The sequence below is a fragment of the Micromonospora tarensis genome (assembly GCF_016803395.1).
Lineage (GTDB): Bacteria > Actinomycetota > Actinomycetes > Mycobacteriales > Micromonosporaceae > Micromonospora > Micromonospora tarensis.
The window spans coordinates 1-17250 of record NZ_JAEVHL010000047.1 but is presented as its reverse complement, the minus strand read 5'-3'; the positions used below and the strand labels follow the sequence as shown (position 1 = coordinate 17250).

At 71.0% G+C, this 17250-nt stretch carries 15 protein-coding genes; 11 read left to right on the top strand and 4 right to left on the bottom strand.

Translation table 11 applies throughout. The annotated features are described in order from the left end of the window. Positions 1-636 precede the first annotated feature (636 nt). From JM949_RS39105 to JM949_RS12610, 5 genes are all read left to right on the top strand, one after another. Positions 637-1359 carry a crotonobetainyl-CoA--carnitine CoA-transferase gene (locus tag JM949_RS39105; RefSeq protein ID WP_203148632.1) on the top strand — a complete coding sequence of 241 codons (723 nt, stop codon included), beginning with the start codon at positions 637-639 and terminating at the stop codon, positions 1357-1359. Beyond that, entirely contained in the window at positions 1356-2615 is a 1260-nt protein-coding gene (locus tag JM949_RS12625; RefSeq protein ID WP_309232134.1) for an aminotransferase class V-fold PLP-dependent enzyme, read from the top strand. Before JM949_RS39105 ends, JM949_RS12625 begins: the two co-directional genes overlap by 4 nt. Before the next feature lie 17 nt (positions 2616-2632). Next, positions 2633-3478, top strand: a complete 846-nt coding sequence (locus JM949_RS12620) for a class I SAM-dependent methyltransferase (protein ID WP_203148631.1) — start codon at positions 2633-2635, stop codon at positions 3476-3478. A 4-nt stretch (positions 3479-3482) separates the two neighbouring features. Next, positions 3483-4601, top strand: coding sequence for a trans-sulfuration enzyme family protein (locus JM949_RS12615; RefSeq protein ID WP_203148630.1), 1119 nt, complete (start codon positions 3483-3485; stop codon positions 4599-4601). 129 nt (positions 4602-4730) lie between these two features. Then, positions 4731-5525 carry a homocysteine S-methyltransferase family protein gene (locus JM949_RS12610; protein WP_238433048.1) on the top strand — a complete coding sequence of 265 codons (795 nt, stop codon included), beginning with the start codon at positions 4731-4733 and terminating at the stop codon, positions 5523-5525. 58 nt (positions 5526-5583) lie between these two features. On the opposite strand, the gene JM949_RS12605 is transcribed toward JM949_RS12610, so the two are convergent. From JM949_RS12605 to JM949_RS12595, 3 genes are read right to left on the bottom strand one after another with little or no spacing between them, the layout of a single operon-like run. Further along, positions 5584-6228 (bottom strand): response regulator, encoded by a 645-nt coding sequence (locus tag JM949_RS12605; protein ID WP_203148629.1) that lies wholly within the window; start codon positions 6226-6228, stop codon positions 5584-5586. Between the two features lie 51 nt (positions 6229-6279). Then, positions 6280-7371 (bottom strand): sensor histidine kinase, encoded by a 1092-nt coding sequence (locus JM949_RS39100; protein ID WP_203148628.1) that lies wholly within the window; start codon positions 7369-7371, stop codon positions 6280-6282. A gap of 30 nt (positions 7372-7401) precedes the next feature. After that, the gene (locus JM949_RS12595) at positions 7402-8556 is read right to left on the bottom strand and encodes an alpha/beta hydrolase (RefSeq protein WP_203148626.1); all 1155 of its coding nucleotides are present in this window, start codon (positions 8554-8556) and stop codon (positions 7402-7404) included. Between the two features lie 128 nt (positions 8557-8684). Between JM949_RS12595 and JM949_RS12590 the strand changes: the two genes are divergently transcribed. Continuing rightward, entirely contained in the window at positions 8685-9788 is a 1104-nt protein-coding gene (locus JM949_RS12590) for a hypothetical protein (RefSeq protein ID WP_238433047.1), read from the top strand. Positions 9789-9867: 79 nt separating this feature from the next. On the opposite strand, the gene JM949_RS12585 is transcribed toward JM949_RS12590, so the two are convergent. After that, a complete protein-coding gene (locus JM949_RS12585; protein WP_203148625.1) occupies positions 9868-11754 on the bottom strand; it encodes a Xaa-Pro dipeptidyl-peptidase in 1887 nt (628 codons plus the stop codon). A gap of 418 nt (positions 11755-12172) precedes the next feature. Between JM949_RS12585 and JM949_RS12580 the strand changes: the two genes are divergently transcribed. The 5 genes from JM949_RS12580 to JM949_RS12560 form a co-directional block, all read left to right on the top strand. Next, a complete protein-coding gene (locus JM949_RS12580) occupies positions 12173-12916 on the top strand; it encodes a 4'-phosphopantetheinyl transferase family protein (RefSeq protein ID WP_203148624.1) in 744 nt (247 codons plus the stop codon). Further along, positions 12913-15246: an ACP S-malonyltransferase gene (gene fabD / locus JM949_RS12575; protein WP_309232133.1), complete on the top strand. Its 2334-nt coding sequence runs from the start codon at positions 12913-12915 to the stop codon at positions 15244-15246. The genes JM949_RS12580 and fabD overlap by 4 nt, the downstream gene beginning before the upstream one ends. A 5-nt stretch (positions 15247-15251) precedes the next feature. Beyond that, complete coding sequence (locus JM949_RS12570) at positions 15252-16061, top strand: alpha/beta hydrolase (protein WP_203148623.1); 810 nt, start codon at positions 15252-15254, stop codon at positions 16059-16061. 41 nt (positions 16062-16102) lie between these two features. Next, positions 16103-16939, top strand: coding sequence for a methyltransferase domain-containing protein (locus JM949_RS12565; protein ID WP_203148622.1), 837 nt, complete (start codon positions 16103-16105; stop codon positions 16937-16939). A gap of 11 nt (positions 16940-16950) precedes the next feature. Continuing rightward, a partial coding sequence (locus JM949_RS12560) for an acyl carrier protein (protein WP_203148621.1) occupies positions 16951-17250 on the top strand: 300 nt, incomplete at its 3' end.

Genomic DNA, 17250 nt, shown 5'->3' with positions numbered 1-17250 from the left:
CGGTGAGTCGGTCGCGGTGGCGTGTCACGAGCCGACAGCGGACCACTCGGGTATGGCAGTTGACACCCACCACCCGCTTGACCACCTGCGACGGCCGAGCAGGCAGCAGCGGTCCGTCGCCGAGGAGCGAACGCCCGGTGGCGGTTCAAGTGGTTGTGGCCATTGGCGCAGAGTATGGCAGATAACCCAGATCCGAAGGCCGTAGGGTCCACTTTCTCCGATCCAGGGATTTGATGTCGGGCCGCGGCGGAGGTTGTTAACGGACCCGGCCGCCGATCAACCATCGCTCGGAACATACCGCAATCATCGCATTCGCGCACGTCGAAGCTGGTCGTGGTGGGTGGCGGCGGCGGTTCGTCGGCGGCAGCCGGTTCGGTAACACCTGCAAAGCGTCTGTTTCAAAAATTTTAACTTGTTCACATTGCTCCTCTGGCGGTAAGTTCGAGAGGACACGGGGGTGGTTGCATGGATTGCTGCGTCGACTTCTCCGACGTTGCGTTGCTGATGACGAACATGATCGTCGCGGCACGTCCTTCCATTGGCCCGCCCCGCTAGATCCGCTCAGTCCTCATGTCCGTGCCTTGCCGCGTTGCTGTGGCGGCACCCCCCGATGCCACATGAGCAGAGGTATGAGACGTGGATCTAGACCCGGCTTCCATTGCCGACGCATATCTCCACCGCCACTTCCCCGGCAGGAAAGTCGCCGCGCCCGTGCTACGGGAGCTTGACGAGGATTTCTGTCGCCAGGTGGGTGCCTGGTTCGACCAGGTACCGGTACGCCCAGAGCCCGAGACGCTCCGACTCTACGAGGCGTTCAAGCGGGAGACCCGGGCACAGTACGACGCCCTGATCGCGTCCGGGCTCCGGGTCGAGCCCTGGCTCGACAGCAGCCGACCGCAGCCCTACGTCACCTCCAAAGAGCTCTGCGCCCAGGTGCGCGAGACCGGCGTCCTGTACATCTACCTCACCGCCCACGGTCACGGCGACGGCCCCGGCCGCAGCTCGGACCATCCGATGACCGAGGCTTCCGGGCTGCGGGTGAACGGCGTCGACTTCTGTTACAACGATCTGTTCCGGGCGGTCCACGACTTCTTCGGTCACGTCATGCACGCGAATACGTTCGGCCCTCGTGGTGAGTTCAAGGCGACCTATGATCACATGCAGATGTACTCCGCCGAGGTGCGTCCGGTCCTCGCCGCGGAGACCATCGCCCAGATCTGCTGGTTCTTCTATGGCCCCCACCTGTCCGGAGAGCAGATCCCGCTCGCCCGGCGACCTTTCTCCGAACAAAAGCCCGTGCTCTTCCCGGAACACCTGATGACGCGATATCTGTCGCTCTTCGAAAGGATGCCATCGTGACCGACCCGGTCAACCTCGCGGACCGCGTCCGCGCCGATTTCCCCATACTTGGCACCGGGCTGGACGACGGCACCCCGCTGTCGTACCTGGACAACGCCGCCACCACGCAGAAGCCCGCCCAGGTGCTCGAGGCGGTCATGCGCTACTACCAGACGGCGAACAGCAATGTCGGGCGCAGCGTGCACGCGTACAGCATGCGCGCCAGTGACGCGTACGAGAGCGCCCGCCGGACCGTGCAGGGCTTCCTCAACGCCGAGGACGCCCAGCAGATCGTCTTCACGAAGGGCACCACCGAATCCATCAACACCGTCGCGCTGGCCTACGAGTCGGTTCTCACCGAGGGCGACGAGGTGGTCATCACCGGGATGGAGCATCACTCCAACCTGCTGCCGTGGCGGCGGCTGTGCGAGCGGACCGGCAGCACCCTGCGGGTGGTCCCGTTGCAGCCAGCGGGCGGGGTCACCCTGGAGGCGTTCCGCGACTCGCTGTCCGAGCGAACCCGGCTGGTGGCGGTGGCCCACGTGTCGAACGTGCTGGGCACCGTGAACCCGGTCCAGGAGATGATCGCCGAGGCGCACCGGCGCGGTGTTCCGGTGCTCGTGGACGGCGCTCAGGCGGTGGCCCACCGCCCGGTCGACGTCCAGGCTCTCGACGCCGACTACTACTGCTTCTCCGGGCACAAGATGTACGCGCCGATGGGTATCGGTGTGCTCTACGGCAAGGCCGAGCACCTGGAGCGGCTCCAGCCGGCACTGACCGGTGGCGGGGTCGCTCGCGGCGTCTCCTGGGCGGGCGAGATCGAATACCTCCCGGTGCCCAACCGGCTCGAGGCCGGCACCCCGAACATCGGCGGCGCGGTCGGCCTCGCGGCGGCCGCGACGTACCTCGGCGACCTCGGGTTCGACCAGGTGGTCGCGCACGACCAGGGGCTGACCCACCGACTCCGGGACAGCCTCGCCGGAGCGGGTAACGTCCGCGTGCTGGGCGACCGCCACGAGGGCGCGATCGTCACCTTCGCCGTCGAGGGCCTGCACCCGTACGACGTCGGCAACCACCTCAGCGCGGCCGGGGTCATGGTGCGCACCGGCGTGCACTGCGCGATCCCGATGGCCGACCACCTGGGGCTGGTGGGCACGGTCCGAGCCTCCGTCGGTGTCTACAACACCGAGGACGAGATCGACAGGCTGGTCGACGCGATCGGGACAGTGCAACCAGGGTTCTGGACCAAGGAGCACCCCGACGAGCGGTTCCTGTGACGATGACGGGAGCAGACGTGGACAGCTTCAAGGCAGAGCAGCAATCGATCTGGAACGACCTCAGCTCGCCGTGGGACAAGTGGCACCCGGTGTTCGAGGCGGGCGCCGAGCCGGTGACGCGACTGCTGCTCGACACCGGCGCGGTACGACCCGGAGCCACCGTGCTGGACGTCGCCAGCGGCACCGGCGAAGTCTCCGTCGCCGCTGCCGAACGGGTCGGCCCGCGGGGGCGGGTCGTCGGCGTCGACATCGCCGCGGACATGGTGGCGGTCGCGCAGCGCCGGGGGGCCGGATATTCGCAGCTCACCTTCAGTCAGGGGGACGCGGAGCAGCTGGACCTGCCGCAGGCGTCGTTCGACACCGTGCTGAGCAGGTGGGGTCTGATGTTCCTGCCGGATCGGCCGCGAGGCCTGCGCGGGCTGTGCGGCCTGCTCCGCCCGGGCGGTCGGCTCGCCGGGTCGAGTTGGTCAGTGCCACCCCGGGCCGCAGTGATCAGTACGGCCTTCGGCGTCATCGGCTCACGGCTGCAACTGCCGGCCCCACCGCCCGGCACACCCGGGCCGTTCAGCATGACCGATCCCGCCGTCGTGGTGGACGAGTTCACCGCGGCGGGCTTCACCGGCGCGCAGGCGGACGAGGTGCAGCTGACCTTCCGCTTCGACAGCGTCGACGACTTCGTCGCGTTCTCCCGGGACCTGTTGCCGCCGAGGATGCGCCAGCTCGTCGGGGACCGGATGGACGACGCCGAACGCGAGTCGTTGTGGACGGCCGTCGGTGAGCGCGTCTCCGACTTCGTCGACACGCAGGGCGCGGTCGACGTGCCGAGCACCGCCATCTGTTTCCACGCGACCAAGCCGGAGTGAGGCCATGGAACTCGACACCAAACTCGTCCACGCCGGATACGAGATTACCGCCGCCTCGGGAGACGTCGTACCGCCGCTGCACCTCGCCACCACCTTCGAGCAACGCGCCCAGGACGACCTGCGGTACTTCTACGGCCGGGGGGAGAACCCGACCCGGGAGGCGTTGGAACGCTGCCTAGCCGCCCTGGAGAACGCCGCGCACGCACTGGTGTTCTCGTCCGGGCAGGCGGCCGGCGCGACCGCGCTGTCGCTGCTGCGCCCCGGGCAGCGGGTGGTGGCCTCCGACGACGTGTACGGGGGGACGTTCTCCCTGTTCAAGACGCTGACGAAGTACGACATCCGGGTGGACTACGTCGACCTCACCGACCTGGCGGCGGTGACCGAGGCGATGGCCGACGACGTGGCCATGGTGTGGCTGGAAACCCCGACGAACCCACTGCTCAAAGTCGCCGACATCGGGGCGCTGGCGGAGTTGGCCCGACGGTACGAAGCACTTCTCCTCGTCGACAACACGTTCGCCAGCCCGGTGCTCCAGCAGCCGCTGGCGCACGGCGCGGACATCACCCTCTACAGCACGACGAAGTTCATCGCCGGCCACTCCGACGTGATCGGCGGTGCTCTGGTCTACAACGACGACTCCCTGCACGGCGAGTTCTTCGGCTACCGAACCGCGGCCGGCAACATCCCCGGTCCGCTGGACTGCTTCCTGACCCACCGCGGCCTCAAGACGCTCTCGCTCAGAGTCGAGCGACAGACGCGTACCGCCCAGCACATCGTCGAGTTGCTGCGCGGCTCACCGAAGGTCGGCGCGGTCCACTACCCCGGGCTGGAGGAGCACCCGCAGCGACACGTCGTCGAGCGGCAGATGTCTGGGCCGGGGTCGATCGTCACCTTCGAATACCTCGGTGACGTGCAGGCGATGATGAACCGCTGCGTGCTGTTCGCCTGCGCGGTGAGCCTCGGCAGCGTCCGGTCGCTGGTGGAGTGCCCGGCGCTGATGACCCACCGCCCGATCCCGGAGCAGGACCGGCTGCGGCTCGGCATCACCAACAACATCGTCCGGCTGTCGCTCGGCATCGAGGACCCCCATGATCTCGCCAAGGATCTGACCGATGCCCTCTGAGGCGACGGGCGCGGCAGGGGCGCCGCTGCTGCTCGACGGCGGGTTGGCCACCGAACTACAGCGGGCCGGTGTCAGTGTCAGCCCGCGTGGTGGACGACTGCCGCCCTGCGGGACGACGCGTCGCGCCGGTTGCTGCGTCAGGTGCACACCGCGTACGTCTCGGCTGGTGCGGATGTCCTCACCGCCAACACGTTCCGGACGAACCTGCGGGCTCTCGAGCGGGCCGGCGTCGCCGCGGACCTGGCCGTCGGGTACGCGCAGGCGGCCGTGGCGGATGCCCGGGCGGCCAGCGACGCCGCCGGCGGGCGGGTGCTGGTGGCCGCGAGCGTGGCGCCCCTGGAGGACTGCTACCAGCCGAGTCTGGTCCCCGACGACCACACGTTGCGGGTGGAGCACGACTGGCACGTGGGCGCGCTCGCCGACGCCGGGGTGGACCTCGTCCTGGTGGAGACGATGAACACGACCCGGGAGGCGTTGGCGGCCGCCCGGGCGGCCACCCGGCGTGGCCTGCGGACCTTCGTGAGCTTCGTCTGTGCGGACGGCGGCCGGCTGCTGTCCGGCGAGTCCATCGCCGAGGCCGCCCGACGGGTCGAGGACGCGGGGTGTTCCGCCGTGCTCGTCAACTGCACCACACCCGAGCGGTGCGAGGCGGCGCTGGCCGCGCTCGCCGACGCGTGCGCGGGTCCGATCGGGTGCTATCCGAACGTGGAGGACCGGTCGAGTCTGCCGGAGAACGTGCCGGTGGACCGGTACGTCCCGGTGCGTGCCGGGCCGGCCGGGTTCGCGCGGGCGACTGCCGACTGGGTGCAGCGGTACCAGCTCGGTGTGGTGGGCGGGTGTTGCGGGACGACACCGGAACACATCGCGGCCCTCGCCACCCGTCTCGACGGAAGGCGGGCGTCGCGCCCGGCGGTCGCCGGCTGACCCGGCCGCACCCGGGTCAGCCACGTTGACCAGCCGCCGGGTGTTCTCGTCGCACCGGTCAGAGGCGGGACACCAGGCCGGATTCCCAGGCCCAGGCGGCGATGCGGACGCGGGTGACGTTGCCGAGCTTCAGCGAGATGTGCGCGACGTGGGTCTTGACGGTGCCCGGTGACACGTGGAGCTTCGCGCCGATTTCCTCGTTGCTCAGTCCCCGGGCCACGAGCGCGGCGACGTCCCGCTCCCGGGGGGTCAACGGCGGGTCCGCCGGGAGTGGTTCGCCGCCGGTGGTGAACCGCTCCAGCAGGCGGACGGTGACCTCGGGGCTGATCAGGGCGTTGCCGGCCAGCGCGGCCCGGACAGCCTCGACGAGCAGTCCCGGCGCGGAGGCCTTCAGCAGGAAACCACTCGCGCCGTCCCGCAACGCCCGGGTGACGTACTCGTCCTCGTTGAAGGTGGTCACCACGATCACCCGGGTGTCCAGTTCGGGCGCGGCGGCGACGCGGCGGACGAGTTCGAGGCCGTCGATTCCGGGCATCCGGATGTCCGCCAGCAACACCGCGGGGCGTAGCCGGCGGACCAGGTCCCAGGCGGCGGCACCGTTGCTGGCCTCGCCGACGATGGTGAGGTCGGGTTGGGCCGACAGCACCATCCGGAAACCGTGCCGGACCATGTCGTGGTCGTCGGCGATCACCACGTCGGTCATCGGGTCGCCGACCGGACACCCAGCCCTGGGACTGTCCGTGTGGGCATCGACTCAGCCTATCGGCAGCGTGACGTGCACCCGCCACGATCCGTCCTGCACGCCGGCGCGCATGGTGCCGTCGAGTGCCTCCACCCGGGATCGCAGCGACGCCAGGCCGGCACCGGAACCCATGGCACCCGGCGGCGTCGCGGGGACCGGCAGGTCGTTGGCGACGACGATGTCGAGCCGCTCGTCCCGCTGGGTCACCGACACCCGCACCGCAGCGCTGCGACGGGCGTGTCGGGCCACGTTCGTGAGCGCCTCGGATATCACCCGGTACGTGGTGGCCTGGATCGCGGCGGGCAGTTCGTCGCGGCTCGCCACCGCCACCGTCAGCTCGACCGGCAGCGGGTGAACGTCGACCAGGTCGGCCACCTCGGCGAGGCCGTACTGGCGCGCCGTGCGCTCGCCGTCGTCCCGCATCAGCCGGATGCTGTGGTCGAGCCGCCGCAGCGCCCGGGCGGCGGCCTGCTCGACCTGTTCGATCACCGCCGCCGGATCGCTCCCGACGACGATCCGCGCCGACTGCGCCATGACCACGATGCCGGCGATGTCGTGCGCGACGTAGTCGTGCAGGTCGGCGGCGACCATCCGCCGCTGCTCGGACCGGGCCTGCGCCACGGCGGACACCCGCAGCTCGTCGAGCCGGCCAAGATAGTGGCCGAGCAGCGCTCCCGCCAGCACCGTGACCGCGCCCAGGGCGCTCAGGAACAGCTGTTCTCCGATGGCGGCATCGGGCAGCAGCCGAAAGCCGACCGCACCGCCGGGAATCAGCAGCAGCCCTCCCCCCAGGCGACCGGCTCGGCCCGCCCCCCGGGCCAGCGCGACCCCGAGGGCGGTCAGCGCGCCCACCTCGACGGTGGTCCACAGCAGCACTTTGCTTGATTCGTTGCCCGCGTCGACGAAGTCGTAGCCGAGGAACCGCCAGGCCCAGAGGCTCCCGGCCACCGAGACGACGGCCGCCGTGACGGCGAGCGGCATCCGGGCCAGCCGAGGCGACGAGATCGCCAGCGTCGCGGCGACGACCGTGACCCAGGCGGTCAGCCGCAGCGCGGCCGGCTCGCCGTACCAGGGTGCCAGGACGGTGACGATCCCGGCGGCCACCCAGGCGAGCGGTCCATGCGGGTCAGCATCTCACGGGGTGGCCAGGTCGACTGTCACGCCGGACTCCATGCCGAACGTGCCGGCGGGCGTGCCGCCCAGGTGGTGGCCGAAGAAGCCGACCAGCGCGCGGCGAACGGTGCGGTACGCCAACGGCTGCGCCGCGCCGACGTCCTGCCGCACGACCGGTTCGGTGCGTGGGTAGCGCCGCGCGATCTGGGTCAGCACCACGCCGTCGTCGGTGAGCGACCGGGGGGACGCGCCGGGGACGGTCACGGTCGCCCGCCAGCCACGGCGCTTGGCGCCCCGCTGGTCGGTGCCACTCTGGTCGGCGGCGGGTGAGCCGCCGACGGCGAGCAGTGGCACGGTGCCGGTGCCGGTGACCCGGGCGGCGCCTGTGGTATCCGCGATGCCTGACACACCGGGCAGGCCGGCGAGGCGCGCGCGTGCTGTGGCGTCCGCGCTCGTCCAGCCAAAGAGGCCGATCCGTCGCGGGTCCAGCACCGGGCTGAGCTGTCGGTCCAGCTCGGTGAGCCGGCTCGTGACGTACGCGATGTCGGCGATCCTGGTCGTGTCGGCCTCCGCCCGGGAGACGGTGGCGACGGCGTCGGTCGGCTCGATCACCCGCCGGGTGGGATAGAGATCGACCACCGGCGTGTCGAAGGGGTGGTCGACGGTGACGACCACGTAACCGTGGCTGGCCAGCTCCTCGGCGATGCCGGTGTACGCCGTGCGCGTCACCCCCGGCGGCGGCGAGCCGACCAGGACGGGGAACGGACCGCCTGCGGGCGGTGCCCACTCGTGGGAGTGGGTGCGGAACATCCAGTTGACCTCGTCCGGCAGCAGCCCCAGACGGCGCTCCTCGCCCGGCGCCCAGGCGAGGTAGCCGAACTCGGTCATGGCGGGCGCGACGGCGTAGTGCGCCAACGGCCGGTGCCCGGCGTCGGCCGGGTAGTGCACGTCGAGCATCAGGGTGCGGTCGCTGTCTGGGCGCCACGGGTCGCGACGGTCGTGGTCCACCAGCCGCATCCGTCGTACGCCCACCTCGTGCGCCCCGCTCGGCGGTGGAAGGGTCGGGCTGAAGGTGTCCCGCCAGCCGGCGGTGTCGCCGTGCCGGGGGAGCACCACCATGGCGATCCCGGCGAGGAGGAGCGCCACCAGCGCGGATGTCAACTGTCGCCTTCGCATGGGTCGATCCTGCCCAGTCACCGAGTGCCCGCGCGTCGCCCGGCAGGCAGAGGCGGGACGGGTCGCCGCCACCGATCCACCCCGTCAGGCAGATGTCCGGCCCGTCCCCGCTGGCCGACACTGCCGTCATGACAGCGTTGACAGCATCGGCGGCGGCGTCCGGCGGGTGGCGGTCCTGGCGGCGGTGGATGCCCGCCGCGGCCAGCGGGTGGGCCTGGTTCCTCATCGCGATGGGCGTCTGCTGGTCCTTCGGGGGCGCCGGCTACCCGTTCGGGCGCAACGACCGCACCGGGCCGGACTACTCGTCGCTGCTTGCCGGCGTGGAGCGCGACGTGGGTGCCCCACTCATCGCCGTGTTCGGTGTGCTGGCGCTCGCCGTGGCCGGGCAGCTCGACGCCCGGGACCGGCACCCTCGTCGACGCGGGATCGTCGTCGTCGGTGGCGTCGCCGTCGCCGCCGTGATCGTGGGTGTCGTGCTGGACGGACGGATGATCGTGCTGCTGCCACCGCTCGGCTTCCTGCCGATCGCCTGGCTGCGGGCGGACTGGCCGACCCTGTTCCAGGTCGTCACCGCGGTGGGCGCGGCAGTGTTCCTACTGGCGAGCGTCGCCTACGCCGACCGTGTCGACGAGCACGAGCCGCCGCGACGGCGGCAGCGCCGAACCGTCGCCTGGGTTCGCGCGGGCCGCATCGCCACCTACGTGGCCATGGTCTGCCCGCTGCCGTACGCGCTGATCCGGCTGGCCTGGTCCCGAGGGTGGGCGCTCGGAGCGCCTGAGCCGTTCGTCGTCTCCCTGCTGCGTAACCAGCCGGAGAACGTGTACATCGAGCCGACCCTGGCCTCCTTCGCGATCGGTGGGGTCGTGCTGACCTCGGGGTTGCTGTGTCGGTGGGGACGGTTGTTCCCCCGCTGGATCCCGGTGCTGCGCGGCCGGGTCGTACCGATGTGGTTCCCGCTGCTGCTCGGCGGGTCCGCCGTCATCGGCATCTTCGCGTTCGGTCGCGGACTGCTGCTGGGCCAGCTCGGCGTGCACCTGCCCGGCCAACTCGACACGTCCCAGTTGTGGGGTGAGCCGGTTTACGACTGGGCGTACTGGGGAGCCGGTGGTCTGGGGTGGTTGCTCTTCCCACTGTGGTCAATGTCGTTGGCGGTGGCCCTCGCCGGCTACTACCACCGCTACGCGCCGTCCGGGCCGACGACATCCGCCGGGAAACCGGCACCCCGGGACTGAGCGTCCCCGACATCGGTACGACCGGGACTGTCGGGCCGGCGGCGCGGTCGCCGGCCCGACAGTCCTTCGCGGACCGACGCTAGAAGCCGAGGCTGGCGGCGCCCCCCACCACGGGCAGGCGGATCTCACTGGCCTGGAGGTCAATCGTGACCTGCGCCCGGTTGGTGTCGGGACGGGTCCAGAACGGGTCGCTGCCAGCCACCACCACGCCGATGCGGTGGCCCGCCGGGAAGATGTGGTCGTCGACCTGGACCGGCACGGTGAAGTTGTAGGTCTGTCCCGGCGTCAGCGGGGTCTCGACGAGCAGGGAATCCCGGTTCTTGGCGTCGAGCCATCCCCTGGTCACGATGTCGTAGGGCGTCGCCGCGGTGCGTTCGGCGGTCTCCCGGTAGCACGCTTCGTCGGCCGGGGTGCTGGCCCCCCAGCAGCTCTCCGTGTCCAGCGTGACCAGCCCTTCCGACCAGGCCGGCACACCGTTGTCGAAGACCAGGCCGGTGACCACCCGGGTGGCGGTTCCGTAGTCGACGAGCTTGACCGCGAGGTTGGTGTCGGTGTCGTTCACCCGCGCGGTGAGCCGGGCGTACGAGGTGCCGGAGATCCGGACGGGCCGGGTCAGGACGGGCGACAGGAAGGCCAGCCGGCCGGGCGTCACTGTCTGCTCGTTCTCCACCATCGCCGCCTCGCGCTGCGCGGGGTCGTCGGTGAAGGTGCGGGTGGCGGCGTCGACCGGGCCGCTGGTCAGGACACCGGGAGCGTCCGGCGCGCCCGCGCCGAGCCGAACCGTCACCGCTGTGGCCCGCCGGTCCGGCCAGCTGCGGTGCTGGCTCCACCGGCCCGGCGCGTGCTCGATGTCGGCGATGGGCTCGCTCATGATCCGGTTCGGGATGCCGTAGAGCCAGAAGTCGAACCAGCGGTGCAGGGTGCTCATCCACTGCTCCCGGCGGAAGTCGAACGGTTCCGCGTGGCCGACCTGGGACAGCCAGATCTTGCGCGGAACGCCGTTGCGGCCGAGCGCGTCCCACCAGGCACCGACGTGTTCGGGGTCGACGTTCCAGTCGTTGAGCCCGTGCACCAGCAGCACGCTGGCCCGCACCCGGTCGGCGTCGCGGGCGTAGTCGCGGGCCGCCCAGAAGCTGTTGTAGTTACCGGTGGTGTCGTCCGGGGCGGTCTCGAGCATGGCCCGGGACTCGGCACACGCCTCGGCCGGTCGCCCGTTGACCTGGTCGAACATCTGCGCCGGGCGCGGCCAGGGCGGCTGGATCGGCAGGCCACCATCGCGGTGGTAGTCGTACCAGCTCGCCGGGCCGCCGATCGGAACGATCGTGCGCAGACCCGCCACACCGGTGGTGGCCACGCCGTTCACGGTGCCGGCGTCCCATGATTTGCCGATCATGCCCACCCGGCCGGTGCTCCAGCTGGCGGCGACCGGCCGGCCGTCGCTCCGGTACGCCGGCGCGCGTCCGTTCAACCAGTCGACGACCGCCTTGGCGCCCTGGATCTCGTTCGGGCCGCCCAGGTCGACGCAGCCCTCGGATGCCCGCGTCCCGGACAGGTCGGCGAGCACCACCGCGTATCCGCGCGGGACGAAGTAGTTGTCGTAGTACAGCGGGAAAAAGGACGGGTCGCCGTCGACACCGGACTGCTTCTTCTCATTTTCGTTGCCCCGGCCGCAGCAGGCGTAGTAGGGGCTGGATTCGAATATCACGGGCACCCGGAGGCCGAGCGTCGTGGCCCGGGGCCGGATGACGTCGGCGGCGATCCGGTCCGGCCGGCCATCGCGGTCACCGTCGACGCTGGACTCGACATAGACCGTCTCCCGTATCGCGTCCGCGTAGGAGAAGACCGGCTGCGTCATGCCGTGACGAACAGCGGGGCCGGGTCGGGCCGCGGCCACCGGGGCCGTGCCGAGCAATGTGGCCAGGCTCGCCACCATCGCGACGACAGTTGGCGCAGTCCAACGTCTCATCGTGCTCCCGCCCAGAGGTTGGTGAGAAGGGTCCGTGCGGCGTGGACGAACCGACATCGCCACCGCGGTTCCCGCAGAGCGCATTCTCCCGGACCGAAGAAATTGACGTCAATGATGCTTTGAATTCTTTGAACCGATGCCTGGGCAGGTATCAGGTTTTCATGTATGGCTTGTTTCCAAACGGTTTCTCCGGCACGAAGACTCAGCGATTCCTTAATCGTCGGGCGAATGTTGTTCGAGGGGTTGTCGTCCATCAATCGAAGCTTCTAGAGTTGCCGTCGCATGACGCCGGCACCGGCACCATGCGACGGGCGAGGGCGGCCTTCCAATCCGGCTAGGATGTTCAATGCTTGAGTTGTCCACTGCGCATTCCATTTCCTTGATCGATTCGGAGAATGTCTACCGTGCGGCGCTGAGCATGAGCGGATACTCGGCGACGAGCGCGGACGCGGCGGTGCTGCACCGGCGGGAACGACACCGGCTGCTGCGGATGCGCCACGAGCGCCGTCGGGCCGACTACCTCGCGGGTCGCCGGGCTGCCAAGGCGGCCGTCACCCAGCTCTGCGGCATGGCGGATCCGACAACGATCTGGGTCGAGCCGGGCGCCCTGCACCAACCGGTGCTGGGTGGTCCGGGCACCGACGGCGTCGCGGTGAGCCTCGCGCACAGCCAGCACCTCGGCGCGGCGGTGGCGTTCGACGTCGCCCACCCCGTCGGCATCGACCTGGAGCGGGTGGACCCCGCGCGGGCCGGAATCCTCCAGTCGACGCTGACACCGGGCGAACGGGAGATCACGGCGGGCCTACCACTGGCCGCGCTCACGGCCGCCACGGCGGTGTGGACGGCCAAGGAAGCCCTGGCGAAGTTCCTGCGCGTCGGTCTGAGCATCGACCTGAGCCTCCTCGAGGTGGCGAGCTGGCGCATCGAGGGTGAGTGGTGGCGGTTGGAGTACCGGCACGTCGTGTCGCTGAAGGCGCTGGTCCTCGTGGTCGACGACTGGGTGCTCGCGCTGTGTCTGCCCGCCCGCAGCACCGTGTCGACACCTGAGCTGTCCCACTCCCTGGCCGCCGCGCTGCTCGACGACATCTCCCGAGCGCTGCCACCTGGTGCCGCTGTCCGCGTACCGGCCGTCGACCGTCCGACCGAGAGGAAGTGGCCGTGATCGCATACGTGTTCCCCGGCCAGGGATCACAGTCCGTCGGGATGGGCGCCGGCCTCTTCGAGGAGTTCGCCGAGCTGACCGCCGAGGCGGATCGCATCCTCGGCTACTCCGTCGCCGAGCTGTGCACTGCCGACCCGCACGGCCGGCTGGGGCAGACCCAGTTCACCCAACCCGCCCTGTACGTCGTCAACGCGCTCTGTCACCTGCACCGGCTGACCACCACCGGCCGCGCGCCCGACTACGTGGCCGGGCACAGCGTGGGGGAGTACAACGCCCTCTTCGCCGCCGGCGTCTTCGACTTCGGCGCCGGGCTGCGTCTGGTCGCTCGACGCGGTGAGCTGATGGGGTTGGCCCGGGGCGGTGGGATGGCAGCGGTCCTCGGTCTGCCGGCCGACGAGGTCGCCGCGGCGTTGGCCGCCGCCGGGCTGGACAGCGTCGACCTGGCCAACCTCAACACCCACACCCAGATCGTGCTCTCCGGGCTCCGCGCCGACATCGAGCGGGCCGGACCGATCCTCAAGGCGGCCGGCGCGCGCGGCTACACGATGCTCAACGTCAGCGGGGCGTTCCACTCCCGGTACATGCGGGAGGCCGCCGACTCGTTCACCGAGACGCTGTCGGCCGTACCGATGTCACCGCCGCGCATCCCGGTGATCGCGAACGTCACGGCGCGGCCCTACCCGGCCGGAGAGGTCGCCAGCCTGCTGGCGCGACAGATCACCGCGCCGGTGCGCTGGACCGAGACGGTTCGTCACCTGCTCGACCTCGGTGTGACCGACATCGAGCAGGTCGGCCCCGGCAAGGTGCTGACCGGTCTGGTGCGCGCCATCCGCCGCGACGGCGCACCGTCGGCCACGGACCGTCAGGAGCCCACGCCGGTCGCCGCCACAGTGCCCGCGGCGTCGGACGGCCGCCCGGCTGACCTGGAGGCAGCGGCCTGGCTCGGCGACGCCGAATTCCGCCGCCAGCACGGACTGCGGTACGCGTACGTCAGCGGCTCGATGTACCGGGGCATCGCCTCGGCCGGCCTGGTGATCCGGATGGCGCGGGCCGGCATGCTCGGTTTCCTGGGCACCGGAGGGTTGCGACCGCACCAGATCGACGACGCCATCGGCGAGGTGCGTCGGGCGCTCGAACCCGGACAGGTGTTCGGGGTGAACCTCCTGCACGACCCGGGCGATCCGGCGGGGGAGGACGAGCAGGTCGACCGCTACCTGCGGCACGGGGTCCGGCTCGTGGAGGCGTCCGCCTTCATGGACGTCTCCCCGGCCCTGGTGCGCTACCGCTGCCTCGGGCTGCGGCGCGACGCGCAGGGCCGGGTGGTGGCGGAGCACCGGCTGATGGCGAAGGTCTCGCGGCCCGAGGTGGCCCGCGCGTTCCTCGCCCCGCCGCCGGAACAGCAGCTGCGTCGCCTGGTCGCCGACGGCCGGATCACCGACGAGCAGGCTCGGCTGGCCGCCGGGGTTCCGATGGCCGACGACCTCACCGTGGAGGCGGACTCGGCGGGCCACACCGACGGCGGGGTCGCGTACACCCTGATGCCCGCGCTGCGCCGGCTGCGCGACGACCTGGCCGCCGAGCACGGCTACCACCAACGGGTACGCATCGGCGCCGCCGGTGGCATCGGGACCCCGGAGGCCGCGGCAGCCGCCCTGATCCTCGGCGCGGACTACCTGGTGACCGGCTCGATCAACCAGTGCACAGTGGAGGCCGGCACCAGCGAGCCGGTGAAGGACCTGCTGCAACAGATGGGTGTGCAGGACACCGCTTACGCGCCGGCAGGGGACATGTTCGAGATCGGGGCGCGGGTCCAGGTCCTCCGGCGGGGCGTGTTCTTTCCTGCCCGCGCGAACAAGCTCTACCAGCTCTACCAGCAGCACGACAGCCTGGAGTCGATCGACGCGAAGACCCGCCAGCAGATCGAGCAACGGTACTTCAAACGCAGCTTCGACGACGTGTTCGAGCTGGTCCGGCAGTACAAGGGCGGCGACTGGCCGGCCGGCGACCGGCTGACCCCGAAGCAGCGGATGCTCGCCGTCTTCAAGTGGTACTTCGCCTACACCTCGGACCTGGCGATGCGCGGCGACCCGGCCGGCCGGGTCGACTACCAGGTGCACTGCGGGCCGGCCCTCGGCGCGTTCAACTCCTGGGTGCGGGGCACCGAGTTGGCGGACTGGCGGCACCGGCACGCCGACGACATCGGGCTGCGCCTGCTCGCCGGAACCAGCGCGCTGCTCACCGACCGACTTGCCGCCTACGGGGCGGGGGCCGGCCGGTCCACGGCCCCGGGAGAGCTGGTGCTGGCCGCCGCCGGCGGGGGCCGATCGTGACCGGGATGCGGGCCGGGCTGGAGGTGGTGACTGTCGAACCGCAGGCCCCACGGCGCGGCACCCTGCTCTTCGTGCACGGCGGCTACCACGGCGCGTGGTGCTGGGAGGAGAACTTCCTGCCGTACTTCGCCGCGCGGGGATACCACTGCGTGGCCCCCAGCCTGCGCGGGCACGCGGGCAGCGCCGGGTTCGAGAAACTGAACTCCTTCGGCCTGCGCGACTTCACCGACGACGTCCGGTCGGTGCTGTCCGACCTGCCGGAGCCGCCGGTGCTGATCGGGCACTCGATGGGCGCCGCCGTCACGCAGCGGATCCTCACCGGGGAACCAGACGCGGTGCGCGGTGCGGTGCTGATGTCCGCGCCACCGCCGACCGGCATCGGCGCCGGCGTCGGTCTGGGCTGGCTGCGCGCCGGGGGCTGGTCGGTGATGTGGCAGCTGTGGCGCCTGCACCAGGGCCGGCTGCGCGCCGCCGACGAAGCGGCTGTCGAGTCGTTCCCCTTCTCGGCCTTCTTCCACGGCGCCCGCACCGAGCAGCAGCGCCGCGACTATGTGCGACAGGTGCAGAAGGAGTCGTCCCGGGCCGGTAAGGAGCTGTCCCGCCGGTTCGCCCGGGTGCCGGCCGACCTGAGCGCCCCGGTCCTCGTGCTGGGCGGCGAACACGACTGGCTGTTCCCACCCCAGCTGACCCGCCAGACGGCACAGGCCTACCGCACCGACGCGGTCCTGATCCCCGACAGCGGACACATGGTCATGCTCGACACCGGCTGGCGTCGCGCCGCCGAGCGGATCGAAGAGTTCCTCGGCGGGCTCTGAACCGCCGCACCGCACCGCACGCCACCAGAGGGGAACGGCGAATGCGCAACGACAGCTCGTACGACGTGCGGCGGATCGCCCGGAGCGTCACGACCGAGATCAGTCGGCTCGGTGCTCAGGTCGACCTGTTCGCCGCCGCCGAGATGGGGGTGTACCGGCGTTTCGGGCTGCGCGCCGGGATGGCGGTCGCCGACCTCGGTTGTGGTCCCGGCTTTCTGCTCAGGGCGTTGCGCGCGGCGGAGCCGGACCTCGCGCTGACCGGGGTGGACATCGAACCGCTGCTCCTGGAGCGGGCCCGCGACCTGCTCGACGACGGCGGCCCGGCGGTCACCCTGCTGGAGGGTTCGATCGAGAAGACCGGTCTCGCCGACGAGTCGGTCGACTTCGTCGTCTCGCGGCTGGTGCTCGAACACCTGGCTGACCCGGCCGCCGCCCTTGGTGAGGTGCTCCGGATCCTGCGGCCGGACGGGGTCGCCGTCATCGTCGACAACGACTTCGCGATGCACGTGATGACCCATCCCCACATCCCCGAGCTGGACGACCTCTACCGGGCCTACTGCCGGTCCCGCAGCGACGAGGGGGGCAACCCCACCATCGGCCGGGAGCTGCCCGCGCTGCTGCGCGCCGCCGGATTCGCCGACATCCGGTTCGACGTGATCAGCGCGCACAGCCAGGTGGCGGGCACCGACGCCTTCCTGCGTTCGGAGGGTTCCGGCATCCCCGTGCAGCTCGTCCGCGACGGCTACCTGGACAGCCGCACTCTCGCCCGCCTGACGGTGGGCTGGCGCGCGATGCTCCGCCGCGACGACCACGCGATCATTCGCCAGCTCTACGCCGCCGCGGGGCGCAAGGTACGCCCCGCCGACCTCCGACGTTGAGGAGCGAGGGTATGCCGCACGGGCACACGCCGATGGACGCCGTGCTCACCGAGCTGGGGCGCCTGTTGGACCGGCCGGTGGACCGGTTGGATCCGCACTGTGGCCTGGTCGAGCAGGGGTTGGACTCGTCGGCCGCGATCGAGCTGGTCGAGGCGCTCAATGATCGGCTCGACCTGCGGTTGGGCGTCGAGGTGGTGTTCGACGTGGACACCCCGGCGGAGTTGGCCGCCCTGGTGGCCGAGGCCACCGGGCCGGTGGAGCCCGCTGTGGCGGTCGCCGATCCGCCGATCGCGGTGGTGCTGGCCGAGTTG

Bases quoted from the DNA above. Each gene is read 5' to 3' on its own strand.
- JM949_RS12580 (WP_203148624.1), top strand. From the start codon at position 12,173: ATGAGCGGATACTCGGCGACGAGCGCGGACGCGGCGGTGCTGCACCGG.
- JM949_RS12570 (WP_203148623.1), top strand. From the start codon at position 15,252: ATGCGGGCCGGGCTGGAGGTGGTGACTGTCGAACCGCAGGCCCCACGG.
- JM949_RS12565 (WP_203148622.1), top strand. From the start codon at position 16,103: ATGCGCAACGACAGCTCGTACGACGTGCGGCGGATCGCCCGGAGCGTC.
- JM949_RS12605 (WP_203148629.1), bottom strand. From the start codon at position 6,228: ATGACCGACGTGGTGATCGCCGACGACCACGACATGGTCCGGCACGGT.
- JM949_RS12590 (WP_238433047.1), top strand. From the start codon at position 8,685: ATGACAGCGTTGACAGCATCGGCGGCGGCGTCCGGCGGGTGGCGGTCC.
- JM949_RS12585 (WP_203148625.1), bottom strand. From the start codon at position 11,754: ATGAGACGTTGGACTGCGCCAACTGTCGTCGCGATGGTGGCGAGCCTG.
- JM949_RS12615 (WP_203148630.1), top strand. From the start codon at position 3,483: ATGGAACTCGACACCAAACTCGTCCACGCCGGATACGAGATTACCGCC.
- JM949_RS12595 (WP_203148626.1), bottom strand. From the start codon at position 8,556: ATGCGAAGGCGACAGTTGACATCCGCGCTGGTGGCGCTCCTCCTCGCC.